The organism is Dyadobacter sp. SRI_021, from assembly GCF_057586235.1.
Genome location: NZ_JBYCZM010000009.1, coordinates 46766 through 72108 on the forward strand (window position 1 = coordinate 46766; position 25343 = coordinate 72108).

28 protein-coding genes are annotated in these 25343 nt (G+C 50.9%); 10 read left to right on the top strand and 18 right to left on the bottom strand.

Annotated elements, in window-relative coordinates:
- Positions 1–211 precede the first annotated feature (211 nt).
- Genes AC2YIT_RS24445 through AC2YIT_RS24475 form a run of 7 tightly spaced genes read left to right on the top strand, consistent with a single transcriptional unit; the run spans position 212 to position 5478 of the window.
- Positions 212–598 carry a hypothetical protein gene (locus AC2YIT_RS24445; protein WP_487280911.1) on the top strand — a complete coding sequence of 129 codons (387 nt, stop codon included), beginning with the start codon at positions 212–214 and terminating at the stop codon, positions 596–598.
- A 23-nt stretch (positions 599–621) separates the two neighbouring features.
- Positions 622–1506: a hypothetical protein gene (locus AC2YIT_RS24450; protein ID WP_487280912.1), complete on the top strand. Its 885-nt coding sequence runs from the start codon at positions 622–624 to the stop codon at positions 1504–1506.
- Positions 1507–1518: 12 nt separating this feature from the next.
- The gene (locus tag AC2YIT_RS24455; RefSeq protein WP_487280913.1) at positions 1519–2391 is read left to right on the top strand and encodes a hypothetical protein; all 873 of its coding nucleotides are present in this window, start codon (positions 1519–1521) and stop codon (positions 2389–2391) included.
- Positions 2392–2407: 16 nt separating this feature from the next.
- Positions 2408–3298 carry a hypothetical protein gene (locus AC2YIT_RS24460; protein ID WP_430846816.1) on the top strand — a complete coding sequence of 297 codons (891 nt, stop codon included), beginning with the start codon at positions 2408–2410 and terminating at the stop codon, positions 3296–3298.
- A 15-nt stretch (positions 3299–3313) separates the two neighbouring features.
- Entirely contained in the window at positions 3314–4189 is an 876-nt protein-coding gene (locus tag AC2YIT_RS24465; protein ID WP_430846818.1) for a hypothetical protein, read from the top strand.
- Positions 4190–4247: 58 nt separating this feature from the next.
- Positions 4248–5003 carry a T9SS type A sorting domain-containing protein gene (locus AC2YIT_RS24470; protein WP_487280914.1) on the top strand — a complete coding sequence of 252 codons (756 nt, stop codon included), beginning with the start codon at positions 4248–4250 and terminating at the stop codon, positions 5001–5003.
- A gap of 37 nt (positions 5004–5040) precedes the next feature.
- On the top strand, positions 5041–5478 hold the full coding sequence (locus AC2YIT_RS24475; RefSeq protein WP_430846822.1) for a GNAT family N-acetyltransferase: 438 nt from the start codon (positions 5041–5043) through the stop codon (positions 5476–5478).
- Between the two features lie 215 nt (positions 5479–5693).
- Here the strand turns inward: AC2YIT_RS24475 and AC2YIT_RS24480 are convergent, their stop codons facing one another.
- Positions 5694–6347 carry a hypothetical protein gene (locus tag AC2YIT_RS24480; RefSeq protein ID WP_430846824.1) on the bottom strand — a complete coding sequence of 218 codons (654 nt, stop codon included), beginning with the start codon at positions 6345–6347 and terminating at the stop codon, positions 5694–5696.
- A gap of 15 nt (positions 6348–6362) precedes the next feature.
- Positions 6363–7181, bottom strand: a complete 819-nt coding sequence (locus AC2YIT_RS24485; RefSeq protein WP_487280915.1) for a helix-turn-helix domain-containing protein — start codon at positions 7179–7181, stop codon at positions 6363–6365.
- 185 nt (positions 7182–7366) lie between these two features.
- On the opposite strand from AC2YIT_RS24485, the gene AC2YIT_RS24490 reads away from it, so the two are divergent.
- Positions 7367–7951 (top strand): Crp/Fnr family transcriptional regulator, encoded by a 585-nt coding sequence (locus tag AC2YIT_RS24490; protein ID WP_430846828.1) that lies wholly within the window; start codon positions 7367–7369, stop codon positions 7949–7951.
- 118 nt (positions 7952–8069) lie between these two features.
- On the opposite strand, the gene AC2YIT_RS24495 is transcribed toward AC2YIT_RS24490, so the two are convergent.
- The 3 genes from AC2YIT_RS24495 to AC2YIT_RS24505 form a co-directional block, all read right to left on the bottom strand.
- Positions 8070–8192: a hypothetical protein gene (locus AC2YIT_RS24495; RefSeq protein WP_430846829.1), complete on the bottom strand. Its 123-nt coding sequence runs from the start codon at positions 8190–8192 to the stop codon at positions 8070–8072.
- Positions 8193–8223: 31 nt separating this feature from the next.
- Positions 8224–8793, bottom strand: a complete 570-nt coding sequence (locus AC2YIT_RS24500) for a PhnA domain-containing protein (RefSeq protein ID WP_430846831.1) — start codon at positions 8791–8793, stop codon at positions 8224–8226.
- Positions 8794–8894: 101 nt separating this feature from the next.
- A complete protein-coding gene (locus AC2YIT_RS24505) occupies positions 8895–9218 on the bottom strand; it encodes an ArsR/SmtB family transcription factor (RefSeq protein WP_430846833.1) in 324 nt (107 codons plus the stop codon).
- A gap of 352 nt (positions 9219–9570) precedes the next feature.
- On the opposite strand from AC2YIT_RS24505, the gene AC2YIT_RS24510 reads away from it, so the two are divergent.
- Positions 9571–10812 (top strand): sensor histidine kinase, encoded by a 1242-nt coding sequence (locus AC2YIT_RS24510; RefSeq protein WP_487280916.1) that lies wholly within the window; start codon positions 9571–9573, stop codon positions 10810–10812.
- Positions 10813–10835: 23 nt separating this feature from the next.
- Here the strand turns inward: AC2YIT_RS24510 and AC2YIT_RS24515 are convergent, their stop codons facing one another.
- From AC2YIT_RS24515 to AC2YIT_RS24540, 6 genes are all read right to left on the bottom strand, one after another.
- Positions 10836–11288: a VOC family protein gene (locus tag AC2YIT_RS24515; RefSeq protein ID WP_487280917.1), complete on the bottom strand. Its 453-nt coding sequence runs from the start codon at positions 11286–11288 to the stop codon at positions 10836–10838.
- Between the two features lie 33 nt (positions 11289–11321).
- Positions 11322–12455 carry a multinuclear nonheme iron-dependent oxidase gene (locus AC2YIT_RS24520; RefSeq protein WP_487280918.1) on the bottom strand — a complete coding sequence of 378 codons (1134 nt, stop codon included), beginning with the start codon at positions 12453–12455 and terminating at the stop codon, positions 11322–11324.
- A gap of 12 nt (positions 12456–12467) precedes the next feature.
- The gene (locus tag AC2YIT_RS24525) at positions 12468–12623 is read right to left on the bottom strand and encodes a chryseobasin-related MNIO class RiPP peptide (protein WP_430846841.1); all 156 of its coding nucleotides are present in this window, start codon (positions 12621–12623) and stop codon (positions 12468–12470) included.
- A 198-nt stretch (positions 12624–12821) separates the two neighbouring features.
- Positions 12822–13289, bottom strand: coding sequence for a hypothetical protein (locus AC2YIT_RS24530; RefSeq protein ID WP_487280919.1), 468 nt, complete (start codon positions 13287–13289; stop codon positions 12822–12824).
- 165 nt (positions 13290–13454) lie between these two features.
- Positions 13455–14774 carry a hypothetical protein gene (locus tag AC2YIT_RS24535; protein WP_487280920.1) on the bottom strand — a complete coding sequence of 440 codons (1320 nt, stop codon included), beginning with the start codon at positions 14772–14774 and terminating at the stop codon, positions 13455–13457.
- 70 nt (positions 14775–14844) lie between these two features.
- Complete coding sequence (locus AC2YIT_RS24540) at positions 14845–17379, bottom strand: choice-of-anchor J domain-containing protein (RefSeq protein WP_487280921.1); 2535 nt, start codon at positions 17377–17379, stop codon at positions 14845–14847.
- Between the two features lie 230 nt (positions 17380–17609).
- Between AC2YIT_RS24540 and AC2YIT_RS24545 the strand changes: the two genes are divergently transcribed.
- Positions 17610–18485, top strand: coding sequence for an N-acyl homoserine lactonase family protein (locus AC2YIT_RS24545; RefSeq protein ID WP_487280922.1), 876 nt, complete (start codon positions 17610–17612; stop codon positions 18483–18485).
- Positions 18486–18499: 14 nt separating this feature from the next.
- Here the strand turns inward: AC2YIT_RS24545 and AC2YIT_RS24550 are convergent, their stop codons facing one another.
- The 7 genes from AC2YIT_RS24550 to AC2YIT_RS24580 form a co-directional block, all read right to left on the bottom strand.
- Positions 18500–18823 carry a hypothetical protein gene (locus AC2YIT_RS24550; RefSeq protein ID WP_487280923.1) on the bottom strand — a complete coding sequence of 108 codons (324 nt, stop codon included), beginning with the start codon at positions 18821–18823 and terminating at the stop codon, positions 18500–18502.
- Positions 18798–19343: an adenylyl-sulfate kinase gene (gene cysC / locus AC2YIT_RS24555; protein WP_487280924.1), complete on the bottom strand. Its 546-nt coding sequence runs from the start codon at positions 19341–19343 to the stop codon at positions 18798–18800. Before cysC ends, AC2YIT_RS24550 begins: the two co-directional genes overlap by 26 nt.
- Positions 19340–20104, bottom strand: coding sequence for a 3'(2'),5'-bisphosphate nucleotidase CysQ (gene cysQ, locus AC2YIT_RS24560; RefSeq protein ID WP_487280925.1), 765 nt, complete (start codon positions 20102–20104; stop codon positions 19340–19342). The genes cysC and cysQ overlap by 4 nt, the downstream gene beginning before the upstream one ends.
- Entirely contained in the window at positions 20104–21123 is a 1020-nt protein-coding gene (locus AC2YIT_RS24565) for a sulfotransferase family protein (RefSeq protein ID WP_487280926.1), read from the bottom strand. Before AC2YIT_RS24565 ends, cysQ begins: the two co-directional genes overlap by 1 nt.
- Before the next feature lie 3 nt (positions 21124–21126).
- Positions 21127–22299, bottom strand: coding sequence for a chromate efflux transporter (gene chrA / locus AC2YIT_RS24570; RefSeq protein ID WP_487280927.1), 1173 nt, complete (start codon positions 22297–22299; stop codon positions 21127–21129).
- Positions 22300–22305: 6 nt separating this feature from the next.
- Entirely contained in the window at positions 22306–23703 is a 1398-nt protein-coding gene (locus tag AC2YIT_RS24575) for an aryl-sulfate sulfotransferase (RefSeq protein ID WP_487280928.1), read from the bottom strand.
- Between the two features lie 108 nt (positions 23704–23811).
- Positions 23812–25338 (bottom strand): RagB/SusD family nutrient uptake outer membrane protein, encoded by a 1527-nt coding sequence (locus AC2YIT_RS24580; protein ID WP_430846865.1) that lies wholly within the window; start codon positions 25336–25338, stop codon positions 23812–23814.
- Positions 25339–25343 lie beyond the last annotated feature (5 nt).

A 25343-nucleotide genomic window follows, 5' to 3' on the forward strand; every position in this document is an offset into this window, starting at 1 on the left:
AATGTGGCAAATCCGGGTTTAACCGTTTTGCCGAAACAGGGTGCAAAGTGCTTTCCGGTCGCCCAGCCTACGCCCCGCACTCCTATTGAACGGTTCCCTCCGCGTTTGGCACTTATCAAGCGTAAAATGCCACGCTTCGGCAAATAAAACTTCGCCCGCCGCTGTATCCCGGACTAGTTTTGAACCATCAAAAATAAAAATTTAAAAAGTCATGAAAACATTCAAACACACAATCTTCGGTGCAAAACTATTTGTAATGGCGGCAGCCCTATTGATTTCCTGTAAAGACGACGAGGAAAAAGCGGCCCCGGAACCGATGGGATCTTTGGTTTCCTATACGACCATCAGCTCTACGAAGTTTGATCGTATAGATATTACCGTCAGCGGTGAAGTCAAGGCATTGCTGAGCGGGACGTCATTCCTGAAACCGGCATGCGGGACACCGGCCTCAAAGTCGGTCAGCAACATTGCGCTGCCGGCCGGCACCCACATGATCGGCGCGAAGCAGTATAAAGACGGGAAGGTGGTTGGGAGTTGGTCGGAAGCACCGACAAAGATCACCGCCGGCGACTGCAAGAAGATCGCGTGGAACGAATAGCAATACCCCTTCAACAGAAGATCATGAAAAACATTGGGTTTCTGCTTGCGGCGATATGCCTGGCCTTGCGTGTGTACGGCCAGGCACCGCAAGTTTTACATTACCAGGGCATCGCCCGCAACGCGCAGGGCGTCCCGCTCGCGGGCACGACCATCGCCATCAGGCTGAGCATCAAAGACGCGCCTGACGGCGGGACGACCTTGTACAGCGAACGAAAAAGCATCACAACCAACGCCTTTGGTCTTTATTCGGTGTCGATTAACGATGGGGGCGGCATCCGAACGGGGGATTTCAATACAATCCACTGGCAAACCGGACCCAAATATCTGCAAACGGAAATCGATCCCGCGAACGGAACAACATTTGTCGAAACGGGTACGATGCAGATGCAAAGTGTGCCGTTTGCATTGCAAGCGGGGAGGGCGGCAAATTTGAATGGGGTAGAGAATCCGCAGGAGGGGGATGTGATGGAATACACCGGCGGAAGCTGGAAGACGAAGCCTAAGGTGCAGCTGTACAACGTATCGGGCTTGGGCTCGAATCCAACGGTAAATTACCAGTTTATGAGTCCACCCGTAACAATCACGATTCAGCGGGACAACCCTGTCGTATCGATCGAAATTTTGAAAGCGATGGGTTCGACAGTGGCAGGCGGGGGAGTAGGATTGAGTGTTAATGTAGCGTACCAGAAAGTGGGTGGGACATTAACGGAGTTTGATGAGAATCATCGTATGAATAATCTCCGTGTACCCAGCGGAACAAGAGTTCCTATTATATCTTCGGGAACATACCAAACCGATTTTAAAGCAGGTGAAACTTATCAAATCGGACTGATCGGCAAAAGCAGCTATCCTAACAGCTGGAATGACAGTGGATTTTGTCAGGGGCGGATTGAAATACGTTACTAAGGACTACTTTTTATGAAATCAACATTTCTACTATGCCTTTATCTGGTTATGTTCGGGCCGTTACTGGCCCAGACGCTGGGTGGGCTTCACTACCAGGGCGTCGCGCGTAATGCGGAGGGGGCGCCGCTTGCGGGCGTAACGATTGCCGTCCGTCTAAGCATCAAGGACGCTGCAAGCAATGGCAACATATTGTACAGCGAAACGAAAAGTGTTACCACAAATGCATTCGGTTTGTACAGCATCGCGATTAATGATGGATCAGGTATTAAAAACGGAGACTTTAATGCGATCGACTGGTCATCACCCAGGTTCCTGCAAACGGAGATCGATCCTGCGAATGGGGCGGCATTTGTAGATATGGGAACACAGCAGATGCAGAGCGTACCGCATTCGCTGAGCGCGAAAAATCTGGATGGTGTTGTGAACCCGCAGAACGGAGACTTGCTGGAATACAAGGACGGGTTATGGGTAAGTAAGCCGAAAACGAAACGATATAATGTGGGAGGCTGGGGTTTTGGGGTGTTATCGAATCCGAATTTCGTAAGCCCTACCTTGACAATTACTATTGAAAGAGACAATCCAACAATCTCACTGGTCATGTCAAAAGCTTTTGGATCTATTCTGGGAACCGGCGGACTGGCGCTGTCGATCAATCTTGGATATCAGAAAGCCGGCGGTACCATTCAAGTTTTCGACTCGAACGACGAAGTTACGGGCTTGCGTGTATCTCCGGGTAACAGAAACCTTTTTACCCTTGCCGGGACATATCAAACGGATTTTAAAGCCGGGGAAACTTACACGGTCGGCCTTTTAGCATCCAGCACAAATCCGAGCTCCTGGAACGACAACGGTCGCGGCGGCGGGTACGTGGAAGTGAATTACTAAAATCGATAATTTATCTATGAAACAAATGAGTCTTATTGTGGCTGTGTTATTCTATTGCTTGACCTTGTATGGTCAGTCCAATACGACGCTCCATTACCAAGGCATCGCACGCAACACCCAAGGTGCACCGCTTGCGGGCGTAACGATTGCGGTACGGCTGAACATTAAAGATGCACTCAATAATGGGAACACCTTGTATAGTGAAACGAAGAGTGTCGCTACCAATGCATTTGGTGTGTACAGCATTTCGATCAATGACGGTACCGGTGTGAGAACCGGTGATTTTAATGCTATCAATTGGTCGATCCCAAGGTATTTGCAAACAGAAATCGATCTGGCGAATGGGACCGCGTTTGCGGATATGGGGACCCAGCAAATGCAGAGCGTGCCGCATGCATTGAGCGCGAAAAACCTGGATGGGGTGGCGAACCCGCAGGAGGGAGATTTGCTGGAGTATCAAAACGGTGCTTGGCTCACTAAGCCAAAAACAAAACGTTATCATGTCGCCGGAGGACTTGGATGGAACCCCAGCGGTTCGCTCAATTTCATTGGACTTAGGGCGACAATCACGGTCGAGAGGGATAATCCTATTATAACAATTAGTCTGACCAAGGCTTTCGGTTCCAATTTACTTGGTGGTGGTTATGGATTAAATCTCAATCTCGGATACCAGAAGGTGGGTGGCCCGGTAACAGAATTTGATGCGCCGGATCAGAATGGGATCGGGCGTATTACGAGTGTCAAGGTTCCTGCCGGGACAAGAATTCCCATCACGCTTTCGGGGACATACCAGACAAATTTCAAAGCCGGGGAAACTTATGATGTTGGCATAGTGGGCGTATCTCCAAACTTCTACTCGTGGAATGACAACGGATATTGTAAGGGTTATGTTGAAGTAAGTTACTAAACTGATATTTTTCCGATGAAATCAATATTAACGACAATTATATACATTGTATTAGTCCCGGCGCTGTTCGCACAAAATACGACAACGCTCTATTACCAGGGCATCGCGCGCAACGCGCAGGGCGCCCCGCTCGCGGGCGTAACGATTGCCGTCCGGTTGAGCATTAAAGACGCGCTCAGCAATGGCAACAGCTTGTATAGTGAAACCAAGAGTGTCACTACCAATGCATTCGGTCTGTACAGCATCTCCATTAACGATGGCTCTGGCGCGAGGACTGGCGATTTCAATGCGATCAACTGGTCATCACCCAGGTTCCTGCAAACGGAGATCGATCCTGCGAATGGGGCAGCATTTGTAGATATGGGAACACAGCAGATGCAGAGCGTACCGCATTCGCTGAGCGCGAAAAGTCTGGATGGAGTAGCGAACCCAAAGAACGGAGATCTACTTGAGTATAAGGACGGGTCGTGGCGGGCCAAACCGAAAGTCAAAATATACCGGAACAGTGGCCTGGGAAATAGCCCGAGTGCAAACTTGAACTTCATTGGACCGACAGTTACCGTGACATTTGATCAAAATAATCCGAATTTAACGCTGTTTTTTACAAAGGCTCTTGGCTCAACAGCACCGGGAGGGGCATCGCTGCTAAACCTTAATCTCGGCTATCGACAAGCCGGACAGCCAGTAGCTGAGTTTGTTGCTGCAGAGCGAATGCAAGCTTTAAGCACTGCCATCAACACGCGCATGCCAGTAACATTGACCGGCAATTATGACACTGCTTTTGAAGCGGGAGGTACATATGAGATTGGTATAGTAGGATTTTCTCCAAACGCGGCGCATTGGAATAATTCCGATTTGGGAAAGGGCATAGTGGAAGTACGTTACCCCTAGCAACTGCATTATTCAAATTCTACATTAGGCCACTATCATTCAACCAATCACCTCAACCATGAAATCAATTCTAACAATCGCATTCATCGCGATGGGAGTCGCTGTCCGTGCCCAGATAATTAATCAGTCGGCCCTCACTACGGCAGGAGGGCATCAGGGACAAATCGGGAATTATTATTTCGAGTACAGCCTGGGCGATTTGTTTACAGTGACAGGCCAGAGCCCGGCCATGGTCAACACGGCCGGGATTATTCAGCCGGTTCTGAGCGATGTGGCATTGCCGGTGAAGCTGATGGCATTTACTGGGAGGAGAAGCGGGGAGGGGAAGGTGGAACTGGCTTGGGCCACCTTGGAGGAAACTGGGAGTGCGCGCTTCGAAATCCAGCGAAGTACTGACGGCAAAAATTGGGGGCATATCGGCACTGTCAATGCAAGCGGAGAAACGAAAGGCACTATCACGCACTATGAATTTTTAGACTTTCGGCCGCAGGATGGCCCCAACATTTACCGGCTGAAAATGATCGACCTCGACGAAACGTTTGCGTACAGTAAGTCGATCAGTGTCGAGGGCCGCAATCCGTTGACAGTAAGTGTCTACCCGAACCCCGCATCTGAATTTGTACGGATTGAGACCAACGCAGGCGAACGGGTGGAACGTGTCCTCATCCATAATGCCCGGGGATTGGCCGTGTACAGTTCAGAAAGCGTGCCGGCGCATCCGGTCAGTGTTGGGAATTTATCTCCGGGAATTTATGTAGTTTCGGTGATGATAAAAGGCGCAAGTCCTGTCACCCGTAAATTAGTCCTCAATTAATACAGTGAGCGATCCGTCGCTTGCAAATCGAATAGAAATGGTAGATTCAGGTCTGTATGAAATAGTGGCCTACACCCCCGATTTCGCCGATGCATTACGTCGGATTTACCTGGAAGGGCGTCGGTACGCATTTCCGTGGATGCCAGCCGATGCCTATCGATCTGAGGATTTTGACAATGCTGTGGAAGGGGAGCAGATACTGGTCGCTCTTCACGGGCGGATCGCGATAGGCTTTATTTCCTGGTGGGCGCCGGATAACTTCATCCATTGTCTTTTTGTGGATCCGGCATTTCACGGGGCCGGTATTGGTACTCGCTTGCTCAATGCCTGTCTTGGTAATATAGGTCGTCCGGCACAGCTAAAATGCGTTGCAGCCAATGAGGCCGCTATTCGTTTTTATACCCGGCGAAAATGGAGGGCCGTTTCGCAGGGAAGTTGCGATGAAGGTGCGTATTCGCTGATGATGCTGTACTGAGGCGCGCCGGCTCGCACAAGTTCCGGATCATCTGTTTAGGCGCTTCGGGACCTTTGGTATAGGCATAAACCGTCCATACAACCGCGAAAACGGTCACGCAAGTAAATTTCATGGCTAATGGATATTTAGAATTAAAACAGGGCCAGGAGAACTCCGCCTGACCCTGCAAATTTGCAGCGCGGGATTTTAGAAGTATTTGGTAAAAACCAAGATTTTCAAATGCTGACCAACGCCTCCTCCTGCACGTCCGTCGTTTTGCTCACGTGCACCGCCATCCGGAAGTAAGCAGCGCCCCATATGGTGTTGGCCAGGAACTGAATCACCACACCGGGCACCGGAATGAGCGCAAAGCCTAGCAATGCCATCCATCCCGTCCATTTCGGTAATCTGCCGCTCTTTTGAATGGCGAGTGCCATACAGAACAGGCCCGCCATGGTACAAATCAGCGAAATCCCGAAAAGGCCGGCCAATGCACCGTCCATGGCAGCGTAGGAAATCGCATTAGGAACCCCGGCCAGAAATAAATGCCCTGCCGCAGGAAACAGAAAGTAGGCCACGGCAAACACGCCTATCCCCAGCATCTGATGCGTGAGTGTAAGGAGCAATCCTGCAAATGCCCACTTTTCAGCCTTCGATTTTTGCAGGTACAGGTACAGCCCGACGGTCCCGATCATTTCCAGGAATACCCCCAGAAATCCCCGCCCGGCCCACCACAGATACGCGGTGGAAGTGGTCAGTTCGGCAAACGCTGCGGGCGCTGCATTAGCTTTAAAAATGACGTTCTCCTGCTCAATCAGAAGGTCTCCGAATGCAAAAACAAGTCCTGCTATCCCCAGGCAATGCAGGGATACTACTATTCTATTTTTCATGTATATATTGATTATTTATTCGATGGGTAAATACCAGTTGATAAACAGGTTATCGGGGTTCTGATAGTCAGGCATGGCGTCGAATTTGAAATACGACACACCATGACGGTGCTGTATATTCGTTTGCCGGGCCAGCGCATTGTTCACTTCGGAGCTTACGGTTTCATAGTCCCGTATCTGGCAACAAAAATCATATCTGACATACCGGCCATCCAGTATCCTTACTTCGAGGAAAGGATCCTCCGGGAGCTCAAAGCCGATAGGAACGATGGCGGCATCATAGCGCGAGTCCCTGCTGCCCGTCAGGTGCGGGCACTCATGCAGGATGGCGTAATGGTGAAAATCCCCGGGCGATTTGCCGATCGACCGGATGTATTCTGCAACGTCTTTCCATATGCTGAATATGCCTTCCGAGAAATAGTCGCCCCGCGATGCGAAAACGCGTGCTGTCTTGGGTGACTCGCTGTTAATGACGCCTTTCGCGGATATATATTTGAACGTTTGCACGGGAAAAGCCTGCTGATGCTGTTTCGATTTCCGGTATTGCAGAGGCGACACTTCGTATAGCTTTTTAAATGCCCTCCCGAAAGAACTATCATCTTCGAAGCCGATCAGGTACTTAATCTCATGGACCGGGAGCTGTGTTAAAGCCAGGAAGTAGGCGGCGGTATGCAAGCGCTGCTCCTGAATATATTTGCCAAGGCTGGTACCCAGTTCGGCACTCAGTTTTTTGTGAATATGGAAAGGCGAGTAACCGGTCACGTCGGCCAGCGTCTCCAGGGTAATTTTGCTGTCTAAATGGCTATTGATATATAACAGGACTTCGCTGGTCATTTTTCAAATATTTACATCACAAATGTACGCCGCCTGATTTACAAAAAATGTGCAGTTCTTGTGGTCGGTTCTCACGGTAAAGGGCGAAATCCGGTGCAAACTGCCCGGGTGGGAGATTGTAATGTGCAAGAAGACGCTCGGGCGAACTGGTTATAGCGCCCAAAGTTTCCTATTTTAGTAGTCCAATGGAAGAATCGCTAAAACTGCTCAAATCGTTCGTACAAGCCATTCACCCGCTTGACGCGGCTGAATGGGAGGCATTCTCCCGTGCATGGAAGCCCTTCTCGGTGGGGCGTAAGGAAATTCTGACAGTTGCCGGCGAAACGGAACGGTATCTCTATTTCGTGACGGAAGGCGTGCAGCGCATCTATTATCTGGATGATCAGAACCGTGAGGCAACTCTGGTTTTTACCTACACGTCGGCGTTTGGAGGGATTATGGATTCGGGGCTGATGGAACTTCCATCGCGTTATTATTACGAAGCACTTACACCTTCCGGTTTCATTCGGGTACCCTATACCGAGTTCAGGGAACTCGCACAACAGTATCCGGCCATTCAGCAGATGATGCACGTATGTATTACACGCATATTTTCGGGCATTATGGAACGGCTAGTGGAAGTTCAACGCTTTTCTTCCGAGGATAAATTCAGGAACCTGCTCAAACGCAGCCCGCATATCCTGCAACTGGTGCCGCACAAATACCTGGCCTGCTACCTGGGGATCGACGCGACGAATTTCAGCAAACTTGTCAATAAGGTGCGGATTTGAAAGGAGGGGTTTGACCGAATATTTTCAAATACCGGCTGCCCAAATCTGCAAGGTCGTGGGGCCAACATGCCGTCAGCCCCACGACTACCCAATCCGGAAGTCTACCGCCTGACTGAATTCAGGAGAAAATCAGAAAGAGCAGCAACAGGAAAACGAGGATAAAGAGATAGTACAGCCCGTCGACAAAAGGGTATTTTTGACGGTCGAGCTGGTTGAAAAGCTGATTGAGTTTTCGGATCATCTTATTTTTCGGATAGCGGTTGACAGGGCTGTTACGCTTGCTTTCGGAGGTACTTCGTCAGGATCACGATCAACTGGCCGTCTATTTTGCCTTCAATTTGCTCGGCATTGTCTTCCACAACCCGGATATTCTTTACTACCGTGCCCATTCTGGCGTTGAGCGAGCTGCCCTTTACATCTAATGTGCGGGTAAGTACGACGGTATCCCCGTTTTTCAGGACATTACCGTTGCTGTCGCGGTGAACGGCCAGGTCGGCGGCTCCCTCATGGTCCGAACTTGCCTGGGCCCATGCCAGCATATCCTCGTCCAGGTACATCATATCCAGGTTGTCGGCCGCCCAGGTTTCGTTTTTGAGGCGGCTCAGCATGCGCCACGCCACGACCTGCACCGCCGGAACCTCGCTCCACATCGTCTCGGACAAGAAGCCCCAGTAATCGCTATCCATCTCCTGCTCTCTTTCTATCTGTGCACGGCAATTCTTGCATACGACAATCTCGTTGTCGGGGTAACCAACCGGCGGGATCTGGTAAACGGAGATCTGTTGATCGGATTTACATAGTTCGCAAGCGTTGCCGCTTCTTTTTTCAAGTTTCAAATTCATATTGTGGTTAAAAAATTTTTTCTCAATTACCGCGAGCCGGTGTCCGAATGACATGCAGGCTTATCGTTACATACGCTCGTGGATCATTTCCATAACCCCGCCTAGGAAGCAAGTTCTTTCAGCATTTCCTCCGACTGCCGCAGCTGGCGCATATAGATGTTCCTGGCCAGGTCCAGAAACTGGTAGATCTCCCGGTCGGGAACGTCGTAATAAATGGTGGTCTTTTCCCTGCGGCTGCTTACAAACTTCATGACGCGTAATTTGGCCAGATGCTGCGAGAGGATCGATTGGTCGGCTTGTATAACGGCCTGCAATTCCGTTACCGAAAGCGGGCCGTCCCGGAGCGCATCCAGTATGGCGAGCCGGACAGAATGTCCCAGCGTCTTGAAAAACTCAGCTTTATAAAGATGTAGCGGGCTGTTCATTGATCTTGTTATATTAGAATATTCAAATATATGTGATTTTATTCAAATATAGGTATCAGCGGCGGGTGTGGCTATGCTTTCCAAGGACTTTGAAACTGGTGCTGATATCCGTTGTACTTGCCTCGCCGCTAGCCTATCTGGCGACGAAAAGCTGGCTGGAAGATTTCGCATACCATATCCCGATCAGCGGGTGGGTGTTTGTTCTGGCCCGTTAAGTCGTTGAAAACGAATTGATGGTAATCTGCCTGGATAGGTATACCTCATGATTTTTCCGCAACGGGCCTGATTTACTGCCGGGGTTAGGGCAAGTAACGGCTATATTGCAGGGATTTTTGGTGGTATGAAGTCCTACATGAAAAAATACAATCTGCAACTCGGCGCGTTGATGGCGACGGTAGTGACCTTGTCGATCGTGCCGGTTCGACTTGCCGAAGGCCAGGGAGCCAACCTTGTAAGCCTGGTTGGATCGGAAATTGTTATCTGGCTGATGTGCATGGCCACCTGGCTAGCCAGCTACCAGACCTATTATAGGTTCAATTTAGTCAAATGGCAGAAAATCGCGATTGCACTGCTTTTTTGTGCAGTGATTTCCAATTTGTTTTTTCTGGCCTCGTTCCGCATGTTCGAAGATTACCCGCTCAAATCCATGCGCGAGCTTCCGCTCTGGATTATTACCATTCGGCTTTCTTTGCGTGGCCTCCTGCTGGGGTTGATTATGGTCCCTATTATTTTCTTACTGGAAACCGAGCGCGAACGGCAGGCGGAAGCATTAAAAAGGGAGAGAGATCGGGCCGTGGACGCGGAGCGGCAGAAGGACGTGTTGGAAGCGCTCGTGTCGGAACGGACGGCCGATCTGGAAGAGGCGCTTTCATTTCTGGGTGAGTCGCAGGAAGAACTGGACCACCAGGTGTATCTGCTCACCCGCGTGGTTGCATCGATAGCACATGATGTTCAGGCGCCGCTGCAATTCATCATTGCGGCCGCGAAGCATACCGGCAAACTGATCGACAGCAAACAATGGGAGCAAGCTGCCGAATATCATCAGCAAGTGGAGCTCAGTTTGGCCAATACGGCCGTGCTGATGCAAAACCTGCTGGAATTTGCACGAGGTCAGATCCACAGGGGAGCCTTACATTCTGATCATGTAAACTTGTCGGCTATGATGCGTGAAAAGGTCCGTGTGTTTGAACAAATTCTGGATTCGGCCGGTAATACATTGCGCACTGCTCTGAATGAAAGCCTGACGGTCAACACCAATGCCCATTTGCTGGGGGTAATCCTGCATAATCTGCTGGACAATGCAACCAAAAATACCCGGGATGGGGAAATAGCCGTATACAGCGGGATTGTGGATGGTCAGCTGCACCTGTATATCCAAAATCCGGTTGCCGCCGCACTGCCTGCTGGCAGTGCGCAAACCGACCGGCAGGGTACCCCGAGGCAGTACATCGCCCACTTGGCGGGAGATAACCATGGACTCGGACTGATTTTAGTAAGGGATATCGCGGCACTGCTGAATATCGGTTTTACAATTGAGGCCGTTTCCGATAAGGTAACCGTTAGGATGATCTTCTCCGAATTTTCCGGCTCTTAGTACTGACCCGGAATCTAGTCCGCCTAACTTTTCTTCCCGATTTCTTCTGCCAGGCCTATCAGAATTCCTTCGGCTCCCCGGATATAGCAGAGCCGATACGAATCCTGGTATTGAACCACCTCCCCGACGAGCTGGGCGCCGTGTCTGGTAAGCCGGCTTACCATTTCATCAATGTCTTCCACGGCGAACATCGCCCGCAGGTAGCCCAATGCATTCACCGGTGCATTCCGATGGTCCGATTCGATGGGAGGCTCGAGAAATCTGGATAGTTCGATGCGGCTGTGACCATCCGGGGTGACCATCATGGCGATCTCGACGCGTTGCGAGGCCAGGCCGGTGACCCGACCGGACCATTCGCCTTCAATAGTGGCACGGCCCTCGAGAATCATACCCAATTCTGTAAAAAACGAGATGGCATTGTCGAGGGATTCTACCACGATGCCGATGTTGTCCATTCTCAGTAACTTGCTGCTCATAGGTATACCTGCTTAAAGATTGAAATACGGTTCTCAAACAAAGCCATTTTTCCACTTTTGTGCAATCGCCATGGCGGTTTCCAGCATATAAGGGGCCCACTTTTCGACTTCCCAGGCCGTGTTATGCAGATCCGAGGAGCGCAGCATTGCGTTGGCTTCACTTACACTTCCAGCCGTTTCAAGGATATGCGATAATTGCATTTGTTGCTTGTGTAATTCGGGATCTTCCAGCGGCACGGGGCCCGCATTTACGGCTAGTTGTGCAAATGGAAGTGCTGTTGTAGGCAGCGATTTTCGTGCCAACGATTTAACAATGCTATCCATGCGAAGAAAATCGGACTGGAAAGCCGCCTGACTGGCCTGCGTGCCGAGCGCGGTGCCCATTTGTTCGAGTACGACAAATTTGAGATTAGGACATTGGGGAATTGTTTCGGACAGGAATTCAAACACGGTTTCGGGTACCGATTCGTCATGCGTGTCCCGGCGTACGGGCTTGCGCGTGGGTGCGAGCGTGTCGTCCCAGCTGCCGCCCGAAATGTGGATTTCCCGCACCTTGTTGAGCGGGTATAGTTTTAAGATTTCGGCAAAATCAATGTTGAAATTATGAACCTGGCAGTAAAGGTTGTGCAGGTCGAGAATGATGAAGCCGTTGACACTTTCTACCAGCTGATCTAAAAAAATCCCATGCTTCCGTACTTCATCAATCGAATACGAGAAAGCGAGGTTTTCCAGTCCTACGGGACATTGGCATGCGTCCTGGATCCTTTGCAGACGGTCTCTTCCGAGCGCCAGCGTCCGGGGAGTAAGCGGAATGCCAATCGGCGCGCCTTTATGGAAATCCTCGCCGGTCATGAAACCGAAATGCTCGGTAATGTGATCGAAATTAAACTCGCCGGACAGTTTTTTGAGCTTGTTAAGCCATTCCTGCTGCCCTGGCGACCATTTACCGGAAAATAATGAAAAATATACGCCGTGCCCGATGAGCCGTTTATGGCTGCTGAATTCGCTTACCAGATCAGTAAACCAGGCGGGGATTTCGTCAAACCTGTAAAGAGTGTCAAAAGACCACTCAATGGCCTCCACTTTCTCCTGTTCAAACAAAGGCAACGCCGCCTGCAAAATATGGGTATCCAGATTGCAGGCGATCGATGAGTAGATTTCAGACATGGATAGCAGGCATCATCCCATTCCACAGCCCGGACAGGGGTCCACAGTTTTGGTTTTAGTCGTTTTTTCGCCGTTTGGACCAACAGCATTGTCTGTGCAGGCAGTGGCAAGCGCTGTGACCGTAACCGCAACAGCAACTGCCTGTAATACCGATTTTGAGATTTTCATACGAGAGTTTGTTAAGGTGAATCAGGGAATACTTGGGAAAGATGTAGTTGGAACGGATTTGGTTGTAACCGATTGTGATTAAATTCTTTCGATATTCCTGTCCCGCTGATTTAAACCGGTTTTCAAGCATCAGGCCCGCGCTACCATATGACGGATGCGGCGGACAAGCTGGTGGAGGGGATCATCGCCTGAGGATGGCTATCTGATGTATTTCGGAATAAAAGCAATCTCCGTATTGTATGGGATTTTGGGCACTATGGCGAAAACATAATCCACGCTGCTTATCGGCAGCGATCCGTAACGGAGATCAGCCGTAACGGTCAATCTGTTACGCGCACAATTGGCCGTTACGTTTTGAGCCATCACAATGGCGCGCGTATGATTTCTAACACTGATTACGATCAGGCTTTTGGTTTTGAAGTCGATTTTTTTCTTTAAATACACAATGAAAAGTTTTTGGTATAATTCGTCTTCGTTCTGGATTACCTCATAATCTAAATCGAAATTTCCACGATCTTTCAAGCTGGCTCCGGGATTTAAGTCGTCATTCAATAACTCGAATTGTACAGCGCCATCTTCGCATTTATACACATATGGTTCTTCTTCCTTGCATGAATTAATAAGGATGATCAGAATGCATATTATAAAAACCTTAAAGATTTGCATGAGCGCTCCGGTTAAATAAGATTCTGAATGGCATTATCCACTTTAACAGTCATTGCTCTGGATGGGGTCGTTTGCCTCCATTACAATGAATTCATGGGAGAAAATATTGTTGCGAACAAAAAATATTTTCACCAGGAATAAGAAGGGATATGGAAGATAATCCTGTTAGAAAAGTAGTAATTTAATCACCGGTTTAAGTTCCTCAACGCTCAGAATTGTCCAGGGTATTTGGCGCGGATAAAATATCACGTATTGGGTTGGTAGTAAGACGCAAATCGCTGTGGCTGCGATATAAAGATATTTTGCATTCCGGACTTCGTGCTTGCTGATGATAAACGCTGAGATAATCATCAGCGGAAATGCATAAGTCAGGCTTCGTGATATGTCGAACACAGCATACGCGACCAATATGTGGCCGACCATGATCGACAGTATTAAAAAAGATAAAAATGTATTCCCCTTTTTTATCAACAAACCAACGGCAAAGAGATATAACATCCAAAAACCCTCGAAGGTCAGGAAAATTCCGGAAAGCCTATGCTTGAACTGGTAAGGGACCAGTGCCAGTTCAACGCCGGATCCGGCGCCGGTTGGCGTGTGCAGGTTAAATAGGGTGGAAAGTAATATTCTGATAATCAGGTATAATATGCCAACTAGTAGCACAATTGAAGACGTTTTTTGCAGCCAGTCTTTCTTATTACCTAGTTGCCGGAACGAATTCAGCTCGAAATCCGACTCCGAAAGCAGGTAAAAGAGGTAGATGGAAGCCAGCGCAATAACAGCCCGCTCGTCTGTCCAGCATGCCAATGTTAACGAGAGAAAGATCCCTGCGCGGTTTTTAAGATACATTCCAAGGGCCAGGAAGAAATAGGCATAGGCATCGAACCAAAAGTCATAATCCCAAAAGAAAGCCTTCGCAAGGTAAATGGTGGAGCTTCCCATGGTTAATAGTAACACAGTCACCGGAGATAACCCTCTCAACAATATCTTCATCAGCATAAACAGGAAAGGAACCAGCAAGGCCGACTGGATTAAATAAATAATGACAACGCTCCGGCCATCCGAATTGGCCGTTACACCAAGCAGTCTAGCGAGTAATGGTACGGTAAATCTAAAATCTATCTTCGCGCCGTGGGTCTCCTGATCCGTCCGGACGGCTGATAGCGGATCCGATACTTTATCAAAAAAATAAGCGTAATTAACTCCCAGGCTGTGATCAAACATTAACTCAAGATATCGCGGATAAGTGAACAGCAGGACAATGCCAAATATAATAATCGAAGTTATCATTATCCTGCGGTTCGAACTCAGACATTTGCTTAAAGTGCTTTCATTGAAAAGATGTTTTATCGAATAATTAGTCGTTCCTTTTTTGAACGATTTGGCGGATACCGGAAGGGTTTCAGGGACTGAACGGAACGGAAATGCTTGCTGCATGAAGTATGTCCTAAGGATGAATAACTGGGTTCGGATATACAGACCCAATTAAAGCCTCCGACAGTTGCCTGTTTTCAATATATTTTTTTGAATAATTTACTATTTCGAAATGATCCGCCTATTCTTTTACAAATCGGAACGAACGCCCATCATCGAGCCGGATCCAATAAGTACCGGTACTCAATTGCTGCACATTGATATCCTGGGTTTGTCCGGTAATACTGAAATGCTTTCGGATCCTGCCGTTGATATCGATCAAAACTGCGGTAGTTCCGAGAATATCAGGATCGGAAACGTGGAGTTTTAAGGTTGTTTTCGCCGGATTGGGGAAAACTGTCACCGGCGTAGTTCCCTGTCCGTCGAGCGCGATGATGCGGCTGTATGCGAAGGTTTTGTCCTGATCTACCATTTTCAGGCGATAATATACCTTCCCGTCATGGTTGTGGATATCCGAATAGCCGTATTGCTGGCTGACACCGTTCCTTGCTGGCACGGAATGAACCGTAGCAAATGCCTTGGCGTCTATACTGCGCTCGATTTGAAAATGACTCACGTTTTCTTCCTGCGCGGTCTGCCAGGAAAGGTGGTTAAAGCCCTTCTCCCGCTTCCCATTGAAATGCACCAATCGCAGCGGTAAGGGCTCGCTTTGCGTCTTCACAAAGAAACCGCTGAAACCGGCGACAGGAAAGGTTACTTCCCACCGTTCGGCGTCGGGGTTCCAGGTGATGTTGGCGTCGTCAGGGTCGATGGTGGTAGCGGCACCCGGGTAAGTATCGGGCAAACCGGTCCCGTCACCGCTGGTACCGCCGCGTTTTTCGATTTTGAGGTTGGCAATACCGGCCGCGTCACTGGGTCCGGTGGGCAGTTTAAGAGCATTGACGTCGTTGAATGTTTCGAACTCCGCTTGCGTAAAATACAATGTCACGTCGCCAGTGGCCGTTTCTGCATTCGTTTCGGGTGTGATTTCGTAATGCCTTTTAACAAAATGGGCAGGCTGGGCCGCATCTATCCATACTCGCGCGGTCGTGTTGCCAGAAATGGCGGAGATGACGTCGCCGCCTGTTACTTTGGCGACCAGCACGCTGCAATTATCGGCATAATAGTACCGGGTATCACTGCTGGGCTGGAAAGAAGTTACGGTGGTGTTGACCGAAGCTACGGACGTGGCGGTAGGGTCTGTCACGCATTCGAAATTAGCCCGGATCATGAATTGCTTCGCAAATGACGGGCCATATGCCTCCACAGCGCCCCAACCCGGGACCGGGTTGGTCGGCCAGTCGACGAAGTTGGTGCGCGGGAGGAAAATACCCGATGCCAGGCCGATAGCCAATGTGCTGTCGATCTCTTTTAAGCTGACGAATATGGTGTCGCCGGGGAGTAGGTTTAATGTAGGGCTGACCATGAAATTGTGCCATTTTGAAGCATCCGTGCTAGTCAGGGTGCGTGTTGGGGCGTCGAAGAGCACAGTGCCCGGCGTTCCGTTTTGAAACTTCATCACAGTGGCCCCGATGCTCATGGTGTTGCCCGGTTGGACGGTGCCGACGAGGTAGGCCGAAAGCGAGGAAAGTTCGGTGACGGAATGAATCGGATAAATGGTTCCCAGATAACCGGGCGTAGTGCTGCCAATTCCCAGTACGCCGTTAACTATCGCATTGTCGCGTGCAAATACAGTCTGGGTAATTTCCACTGAATCGATGTATGCATCGTTTGATGGCCGCTGATCTGTAACGCCGGGGAGCACGGTTTCGATACGGACGGTATATTTCCCAGGCGCATCCGCGATAAACGAAGCAGCAGCCCATAGCGTGTCACTGGTTGCCAGGAACGGCACATCGACCGGAGCGCTTTGCGTCGAGAAGACTTCCTGATCGGCACTGTCGAACACAGTCGCTTTGATATAAGCGCCGCTCAGCGTATTGGCTCCCTGGTTATTGATCCGGCCAAAGAATGAATGGGGTAAGTTCTGGCTGACGGGTACTTTAGGGAATATTATTTTGGAGGGATTGATCAGGGCTGCGTCAAAATCCAGCACCCTTTCCAGCATTACATCATCAATAAGAAGCACAAACTTGTCGTTTGAAACATTCCTGAATGCGACGCGGATCGTCTGACCGGCATATGCAGAAAGGTTGACCTCGTGTCTTGTCCAGGCGGAGCTCTCGGCGGCAGTCGAAAAGACTACGATAGAGGCACTTACCTGGTTGCCCATCACGCCGGTGCCGCCGGTGGGGACATTCGGTTCGGCCATGACGCGGACTTCATATCCGTCGGGGTAGGTCGGGTCATAGGCAACGGCATTCCAGGAAAGGCGCATTAGTCCGTCAACGGCCGGAATAGCGATGGGCGGTGTCCACATCCAGTCGTCGGCAGCGCCTGCGGAGGCGTACCATGACGTACTGAACGCAGCCGAATCCGCGACATTGAAGGAGAAATCCTCGCGCCGTTCCCAGGCTTCATTCACATAGGCCACCGAACCGGTCGGGATGCGGTTGTCGACGTTGCGTAACAACCATCCGGTCGGAAAGGTGTAAGTACCGGCTCCACCGGCGGTTGGTCCGCCAATGCCGTCGAAGTCTTCCTGAAAAATTACTTGCGCATGAGACGAGAGGGTAAACAATGCCAGGAGGCACGCGAGAGTAGCTGTTTTTTTCATAGGTTAGATAGAATGGGTGCGATTATCGGTAACCTTGCTTTGCCGGTAAGGGCATTACATCGATAAAGGCTATACGTTAGCGGATTATACCTTTACCGGCTTCGTGAATCTATTATCCGGTCGTTGTCGCAGGTTTTTAATTTTGACGGTTTTTGCGCAAATTACCTGCTTGCTGCTGCCTTGGTTTCGATCAGCCGCTCACATCGTTTTTTCTTTAACATCATCCCGCCATGAACCGAATTATTGGATCGTTAAAATCTGCCGTCTTCGCAACAGCCGCATTCTTATTATGCTTTCCCTTTTTTGCACAAGCGCAAGCCGATGCCTATGAAGTATTTGCGATCAAATTCGCCGGGACCGACAAGCAGTTTTACGAAGCCGAATGGGCCAGTGGCGGCGGGAAGGATGTGCCGGTTCCGATTAGTTTCATGTTTTGGCTATTGAAGGGTAAGAACGGGCGGAACATCCTCGTGGATGCCGGGTTCATGCCTGAAAAGGTAAAAGAAGAGGAGTTTTTCAAAATAGCAGGCTATGTCCGGCCCGATTCGGCATTGTTGAAAATGGGCGTGAAGCCCGGGGAGGTCAGCGACATTATCCTATCCCATCCGCATTGGGATCACCTGGGCGGCGTGGCCTTGTTCCCGAATGCCACTTTGTGGATGCAAAAGGACGACTTTGATGGCTTCGTCGGTGCCGCCTGGCAAAAGGATGGGCGCAAGGGCGGGTTTACGCCAAGCGACGTCCGGATGGTGATAGACCTCAATTTGGCAGGAAGGCTGCGCCTCGTCTCCGGGGATAACCAGGAGATACTTCCGGGCGTGACGGTCTTTACCGGTTCGAAACACACCTATGATTCGCAATATGTGATGGTCAGCAATGGTAAGGAGAAGGTCGTGATCGCTTCGGACAATATCTGGATCTATTACAGCCTCGACCACCTGACCCCTCCTTCACCGGGTGGTACAACCGATCCGCAAGGTTATGTCGACGCCATAAAGCGCATGAAAACGCTGGTAAGCGATCCGAAATACATCCTGCCGGGCCACGATTCGAGGGTGTTCGGGAAGTTTCCTGCAGCCGCTCCCGATGTCGCTGCGATCAGGTAGCGAAGTCCATTGACCTATAATACAAGCCCGAAGCCCATGCGGAAATAACCCAGATAACGTCGTGAATTCTTATTGATTTCCAATAGGTTACGGCTTAGCCCCGCAGAAATGTCTATGAATGCACTGCCAAACATAACCTGCTGGAAGCCAGCGCTGGCTCCGAGCCCCGGATGACGTTTGCTTTTCCCTTCGCCGAAATAGGTTTCGCTGTGGTAAAAGAGGTGGTGCACATACGGAGCGACATACAGGCCCGATAGATTATTTCCGCCCGTACCTTGTCCGTTAGGGGATGGTTGTATGAGGGTGGGAAAATCAAATGCCGTAACCTGGCATCGCACCGATTGTCAGCCGGTACACCGCCTCGGCGCAATCGTCGGCCTGCCATAGCGCCGTTGGTATCGTGAGATCCGGCTGCGTCGGCACTTCGAAACCGGAGCCGATGCCGGTAAAGTTTTCGATTTCATGGTTGCGGGCCTTTCGGTAGAGCCCTTTCACGTCGCGCTGCTCGCAAATGGCTATCGGGCATTCCAGGTATACTTCGAGGTAACGGTCACCGAGGGTTTTCCGCAGCAGGTCCCGGTGCGATTGCATGGGCGTAATGAAGGAACAAATCACTATGAGGTCTTTTACGAGCAGTATTTTGCAAAGCTCCGCCACGCGCCGGATATTTTCAAGGCGATCGGCATCGGAAAAGCCCAGGTCGCTGTTCATACCGGCCCGTACCACGTCACCGTCGAGCGAGAGCGTACGGTAACCGTCGGCCTCCAGGCGGCGGGCAACCATTTGTGCCAGGGTGCTTTTACCAGCGCCCGAGTGCCCCAGCAGCCAAATTACTACTCCTTTTTGATGCGTTTTCATTGGCACAGGCACAGAAAACTGCCATTCAGAAGTGATTCTTTGTTGTACAAAAACGGCTCGCCCAATGCATTGGTCATTTTGCCTCCGCTGCATTCGAGAATGGCTTGTCCGGCGGCGGTGTCCCATTCCATGGTCGGTCCCTGGCGGAAATATATGTGCGCGAGGCCCTCTGCAATGATGCAGAACTTGATGGAACTCCCTACCGAAATCTGATTCGTGACAGGGTATCGGGCCAGTACCGCGGCTTCCTCCGGGCTCCCGTGTGAGCGGCTGCCTACCGCTGTCCAGCCGACATCGGCACGGCTCGTCTGAAGCCTGACAGCATTACCCGCGGCGTCGGTTTTCCAGGCCCCGCCCGCCTGGTCTGCGTAGTAGGTCACTCCCGTTACGGGCACGTGTATGACGCCCATTACGGGCTTGCGGTCGCGTATGAGGGCGATGTTGACTGTGAACTCGCCATTTCGCTTCACAAATTCCTTCGTACCGTCGAGCGGGTCTACGCACCAGTAGGTATGCCAGTTTTTTCTTTCTTCGAAAGGAATGTTGCGGCCTTCTTCAGAGAGAACGGGTATGCCGGGGAAATGTCTGGCCAATGCGGCCACGATCACCTCGTGCGAAGCCTTGTCGGCAAGCGTGAGCGGCGAGTCGTCAGCTTTGCGCTCGACCTCGCCGGCTTGGGCCGGATCGTTGTAGATGCCCATAATCGCATTTCCGGCTTCACGTGCTATGGCGGGTAGTATTTGAATGTCTATTTGCATCATTAACAATGGGGAATAAGAGGTAGCCGGCCGGCAATTGCTTTCAGGAGTTGTTCCTGCGGGCGTCTTTTTTCAAGGTCTTCCGGCCTCAGTTTGCTCCTGAATTCTTTTTTCAACTCCTGGTTGATCTGCGAGAAATCCTCGATTTCCTCCGTTGAAAATGGCGTGCCGTCTTTTTGATAAACGAGTTCGTAACCCAGTTTTTCGAGGGTATCGCCTGCTACGCGCTCGAAAATGCGGATGTCCGCTTCCGAAAGCCCGGTCAGGAACTTACGGTAGTTGTCGGTCAGGACAGGTTTGACCACATTCTGCCACATCAATCCTGAATTGGCGGTTTCCCGCGACTCGGCGGACTCGTGGTACGCCAATGCCATTTCCGAATACTGAGCTCCGATGAACGAACAAATGCGTTTGAGTTCGGTTTCCGGGTCTTTCAGCAAATCCTCGTAACGCACACGGAGCACGCGCCCAGGGCCGAGGTTTTCATACAATGCGATGGATGCCTCCTGCTCGCTCTTCCATTGCTGGGCCAGGTGATAGCTGTGTTTTTCGCCTACAATGGCCTTCTTGAAAGAAAGCGCTACATCCCGGCCATCACGGAAAAGGTGGATGTAGCGGGGCGGCGTGCTGTATTGTTCGAGTTCAGCGGCATAATGGATATTGGCCATGCTTTTACACGTCCAGATACGCGCGCCATCGGCCTGTGCTTTCAGTTCATACACCGCTTTGGCGATTTCGGGCAGGGTAGGTACCTCGCACCGTTGCCGGACAGCCGCGCGACCGAGCACAACGCCCGTCCAGGGCACCGGGTTAGTTTCCACCAGCGTACATACGTCTTCAATCAGTTCGTCGAACTGGCTTTCGACAGCCAGGTCGCCGTAGACAGGCAGCAATGGCATGAGCCTTTCCAGGATATGCGGCGGATGCGGGGCCGATACCTCGGGCAGCTGGTTGAGCATAAGGCGCAGCAAATTGGAGCCGCTTCGCTGGGTGCCGATGATTTGAACTGGGGTAAATGCCATAACTTACAAGATAAGTAATCCAAGAATGCCGGCTGCCGGCACTACTAATGCCGGATCGGTTTTGAAATAAATCGTTGCGCCAAGCGCGGCTGCAAATACGGCCGCAGAAAATACGGTGATGCCATCGCCCCACAAAATGGAAACGCCGGCCGAAATGATCATCCCGATAATAGCCGGTCTCAAACCTTTAAATACCGTAATGACCACTTCCGATTGGTTGATCCTATTGAAAAAACGGGCAGTTATGACGGTTAGAATGGCCGTGGGGGTGAAAATGGCGATGGTGGCGTTCAATGCACCCCAGAAGCCGGCGAGTTTATAACCGATGAATGTTGCACTGATAAAAATCGGCCCGGGCGTAACCTGTCCCATCGCAATGGCGTCGGCAAATGAACGGTCGGAAAGCCAGTGATGGCCATCCACGATGACCTTCTGCATGGCGGGGATGATCACGTAACCGCCGCCAAATTGGGTAAGGCTCATGCCCGAGAACGTCAGCAGGATAGTCCGGTGCAATGCGGCAAGCGGGTTGCTTTGCGGCCAGGCAATTAGTACGGTGAGCAGGACCGCGACTGCAACCAATGGATAGGATATTTTAAAGTCTCCTCGCGCAGGCTCAGGTACGGCAGGGGAATCAGTTTTTTTGAAATAAATCAAATAGCCCATTACCGCACTCGCCAGGAGAATGGCCAGCGTTGAGAAATAGGACTTTGAAACAAAAACAGCCATGGCCGAAACGATCGCAATAAGCATCTGCGGAATATCCGAAATGTTTTTACGGCCCATGCTAATCGCCACGCTGGCGATAATAGCAGCGACGGCAGGCAATATTCCGGCAAAGAAATGGCTCATAGCCGGTACATCGCCATATTGAAAGTAGAAATGCGAAAGGGCGAGCATTAACACGAAGGAAGGCAGGACCACCGCGGCGACGCTGATGAATGCGCCCCTCCACCCGCCGAGCTGGTAACCCACGTAGGAAACCACATTGACGGCCATTGGTCCCGGCAGCACCGATGCGAGCGAAATCCCTTCCATAACCTTTGCATTGTCGAGCATACGGTCCTTTTCGACGACCCTTTTCTGGATCATCGAGATCAGCGACATAAAGCCGCCCCACGACGTAGCACCGATTTTCAGAAAGGTCAGGAAAAGATAGGCGGGTACCGGTTGCATTGCACGTCAGTTTACGAGGTAGGGGGCAACCCGCTCTTGTGGAACAAATTCGGCGCGGTAGGGCATGATCCTGCTTTTGAGCGCCCACAGGAAACGTCCGTCAAGGTTGGTGAGGACGATGCTGTTGGTCTTCGAGCTGCAATGCAGTACGGCATCGGAGCCCACGAGGTAGGCGCTGCCCATGCGTGCGGTGTAAAACTCCTTCGGTAATGTAATATGGTGTTTCAAAACGGATATTTTGGCTGATTCGTCGAGGCTGAATGTGAGTGTACGGGTCGTTTCCTTGCTGGTACCGTTGTCGAACAGCATCAAGTCGCCTTCTGCATTGCGGTGCACGGCATGGCCCTGGTCGAAAACGCCGTCGGCAGGCATTTTGAAATCACCGCCCCGGCCGAATTTCCAGAGGACTTTACCGGTTTTTGAATCGATCTTCCAGATTTGCCCGTTGTTGTAAAACGACATCAGGTAATTGCCGTCGCGGTCGAAGCTCACGCTATTGGCATGCATCCAGTCTTTTTTCTCTTGCAGGATCCTGGGGTCTTTCAGCGGGTCGAGTGCGTCGAATACCGACCAGCCCCATACTTTTCTGCCCTTACGGTCGAGTACCAAAATGCCGTCGCTTTTGACCGTATCCTGCTTGGTGCCGCCCACGGAACTAAGGTCCATGATGCGCGTCTGCACATTCAATGTCACGACCTGGCTGCGGTCGTTGAGGATGATCTCGTGGTGGATCGTTTCCTTGAAATCGTTCTCGCCCTTTTTCAGGTGTAGCAGTGTGTCACCTGTGAGGGATACTTCCAGAATCTCGTTGCCGTAGCTGGTAGGGTATTCTTCTGTCCCGAGAATGGACAGGATAGTTTTGTTGCGTGTGAAGTGTGTGGTTTTAAAGCCGGTCCCATTCACCTGATGGTACCAGCGGATATCGCCTTTGTGATCGAGGAGGAAAATGATCCCCGGTGTTTCGCGGCGTGAGAAAAGAATAAAGCCTTTTTTGAATGCGTCGGGCACAATGGCCGAATCGGGTGCAATGGTCTGGAAAAAATCCTGGATCCACATCGGATAGCCCGACGTGCGGAAGTCATAAACTTTGCTGGTGGTTTCCTTACCGCCGTCGGAAGAAATAATATGGTAAAGGTATTGCGTTTTGGGCCGCAGGTTGGTCAGTACCAATGCATGGCCGGTACCGACGGGCGACGACAAGGTAGTGAACTTGTGCAGCGAGTCGGCCTTTTGCCAATACTCGATGCGGACCGCACACGGGTCGGTAGTTTTTATATCTATCCTCACTTTCAGCGTGTTCCTGCCAGGCGCGCTGAGGCTGATTGTTTCGATGCCCGTACCGTTGCAGCCAACGAACGTCAGACCGGTGATCAGGAGTACGAATTCGAGGAGGATACGTTGCATAGGAAATGGATGTAATGGATTGGTAAATATAATTCAAAACCGGCCCCGAAAATGGCAGAAGGCAATACGCGAAAGTGCGTACTGCCTGTCTGCATGCTTGCCCGACGGTTATCTGCCGGTATTCGAAAGGTTAGGATTAATGTCTACCTGTGCCTGTGGGTACGGGAAATATCTGTGTTTGTTAATATCGATACGAGGGGTTTTGCCGATGGCGCTCAGGTAAGTGTTCACCACGCTCTGGTATTTGTCCATCCGGATCAGGTCTTCGCGGCGTTTGCATTCGAAGAAGAACTCCCATCCGCGCTCTTGCAGGATCGCGTCGCGCAGGGTTTCCTTGGTGAATGTGCCTGCGGCGCCCAGCAATGTGGCTTTCGAGCGTGCCTTTACCTGGTTGATCAGCTGGATACTTTCCGCATTCGGGCCGGTGAGCTCGTTCAGTGCTTCGGCGCGGCTCAGCAGGATGTCGGCATAACGGATAATCGGGAACACGTGGCCGTCGAGGTAGGTCGTCGAGCCTTTCGGATCGGCATATTTCTTCGTAGCGACGTCGGGCAGGTAATAATAGCCCGCGGGTGGGTTTACGGCCCCGGCCGGTGGCTGCACATAACGGAGGCCGTCGGTACCGATGTAATCGTAGAAGAACATTTCACGACGCTCGTCATTTTTCTCGAACGTATTCCAGAACCGCCACGGAATACCGAAATACTGCCAGCGGTCGGTCACGTCCTTGTGGTTGATCGGCCCGAAGTGGTTCATCATTTCGGTGGCATCCACGAGGTTGTTGGACAATGCGCTGAAAATGTTTTCGGAGCACCATTTATTGCTTTCCGCAAACAGTTCAGAGTAGGAGGGGTATAGCTGGTATTGTTTCAGATCGGTGATCTGCTGGCTGATCTCCACCACCTTCTGCCAGTTTTTTTCACGCATATAAAGCTTGCAAAGCAACGCGAGTGCTGAGCCTTTGGTAGCACGGCCTACGTCGTTGGTTTTGTAAATTTTGCTGCTGGTGTAGTTCAAAGGCAGGTTCTGCGCGGCATATTCCAGGTCGCTGATGATCTTCGCATTGATGTCCGCTACCTGGGTAACCGGCGTTTTGGCTTCGTAATCCGGGTTCTGGATGTTTTTCGCAACGGAATCTTCGGTCATCAAAGGTACCGGGCCAAATGCATTGGTAAGGTCATAATACCCCAGCGCACGGAGGAATTTCAGCTCGCCCGCGAACTGTGCCTGCTCCTCGGCGGTCAGCGCTTTGATTTTTGGAATATAATACAATGCATTGTTCACGTCCGAAACCAGCTTGTACTGGTGCTGCCATGCATAGGCGAGGTAAGTATTGCTCGGTCCCCAGTTGGCGTCGGACATAAGCCCCACATCGCCGCCCGATTTGGCATGGCCGGCGTCGGTAGTCAGGTCGGTGATCGTTACCTGGAAACCCGCGTAATACATCCATGAGTCGTTGCTCCCGCTGGGTTGTTTCAGTCGGGAATAGGCGGCATTCACGGCGGCAATGGCGTCGTCTTTCGACTGGAATGCATTGGCGTCGGTGAGAATGCTGTAAACTTTCGGTTCGATCAGGCTTTCGCAGGAAACCGTCACGAACAACATCATCAGTGACAGAATTGAGATGTATTTCATTTTGA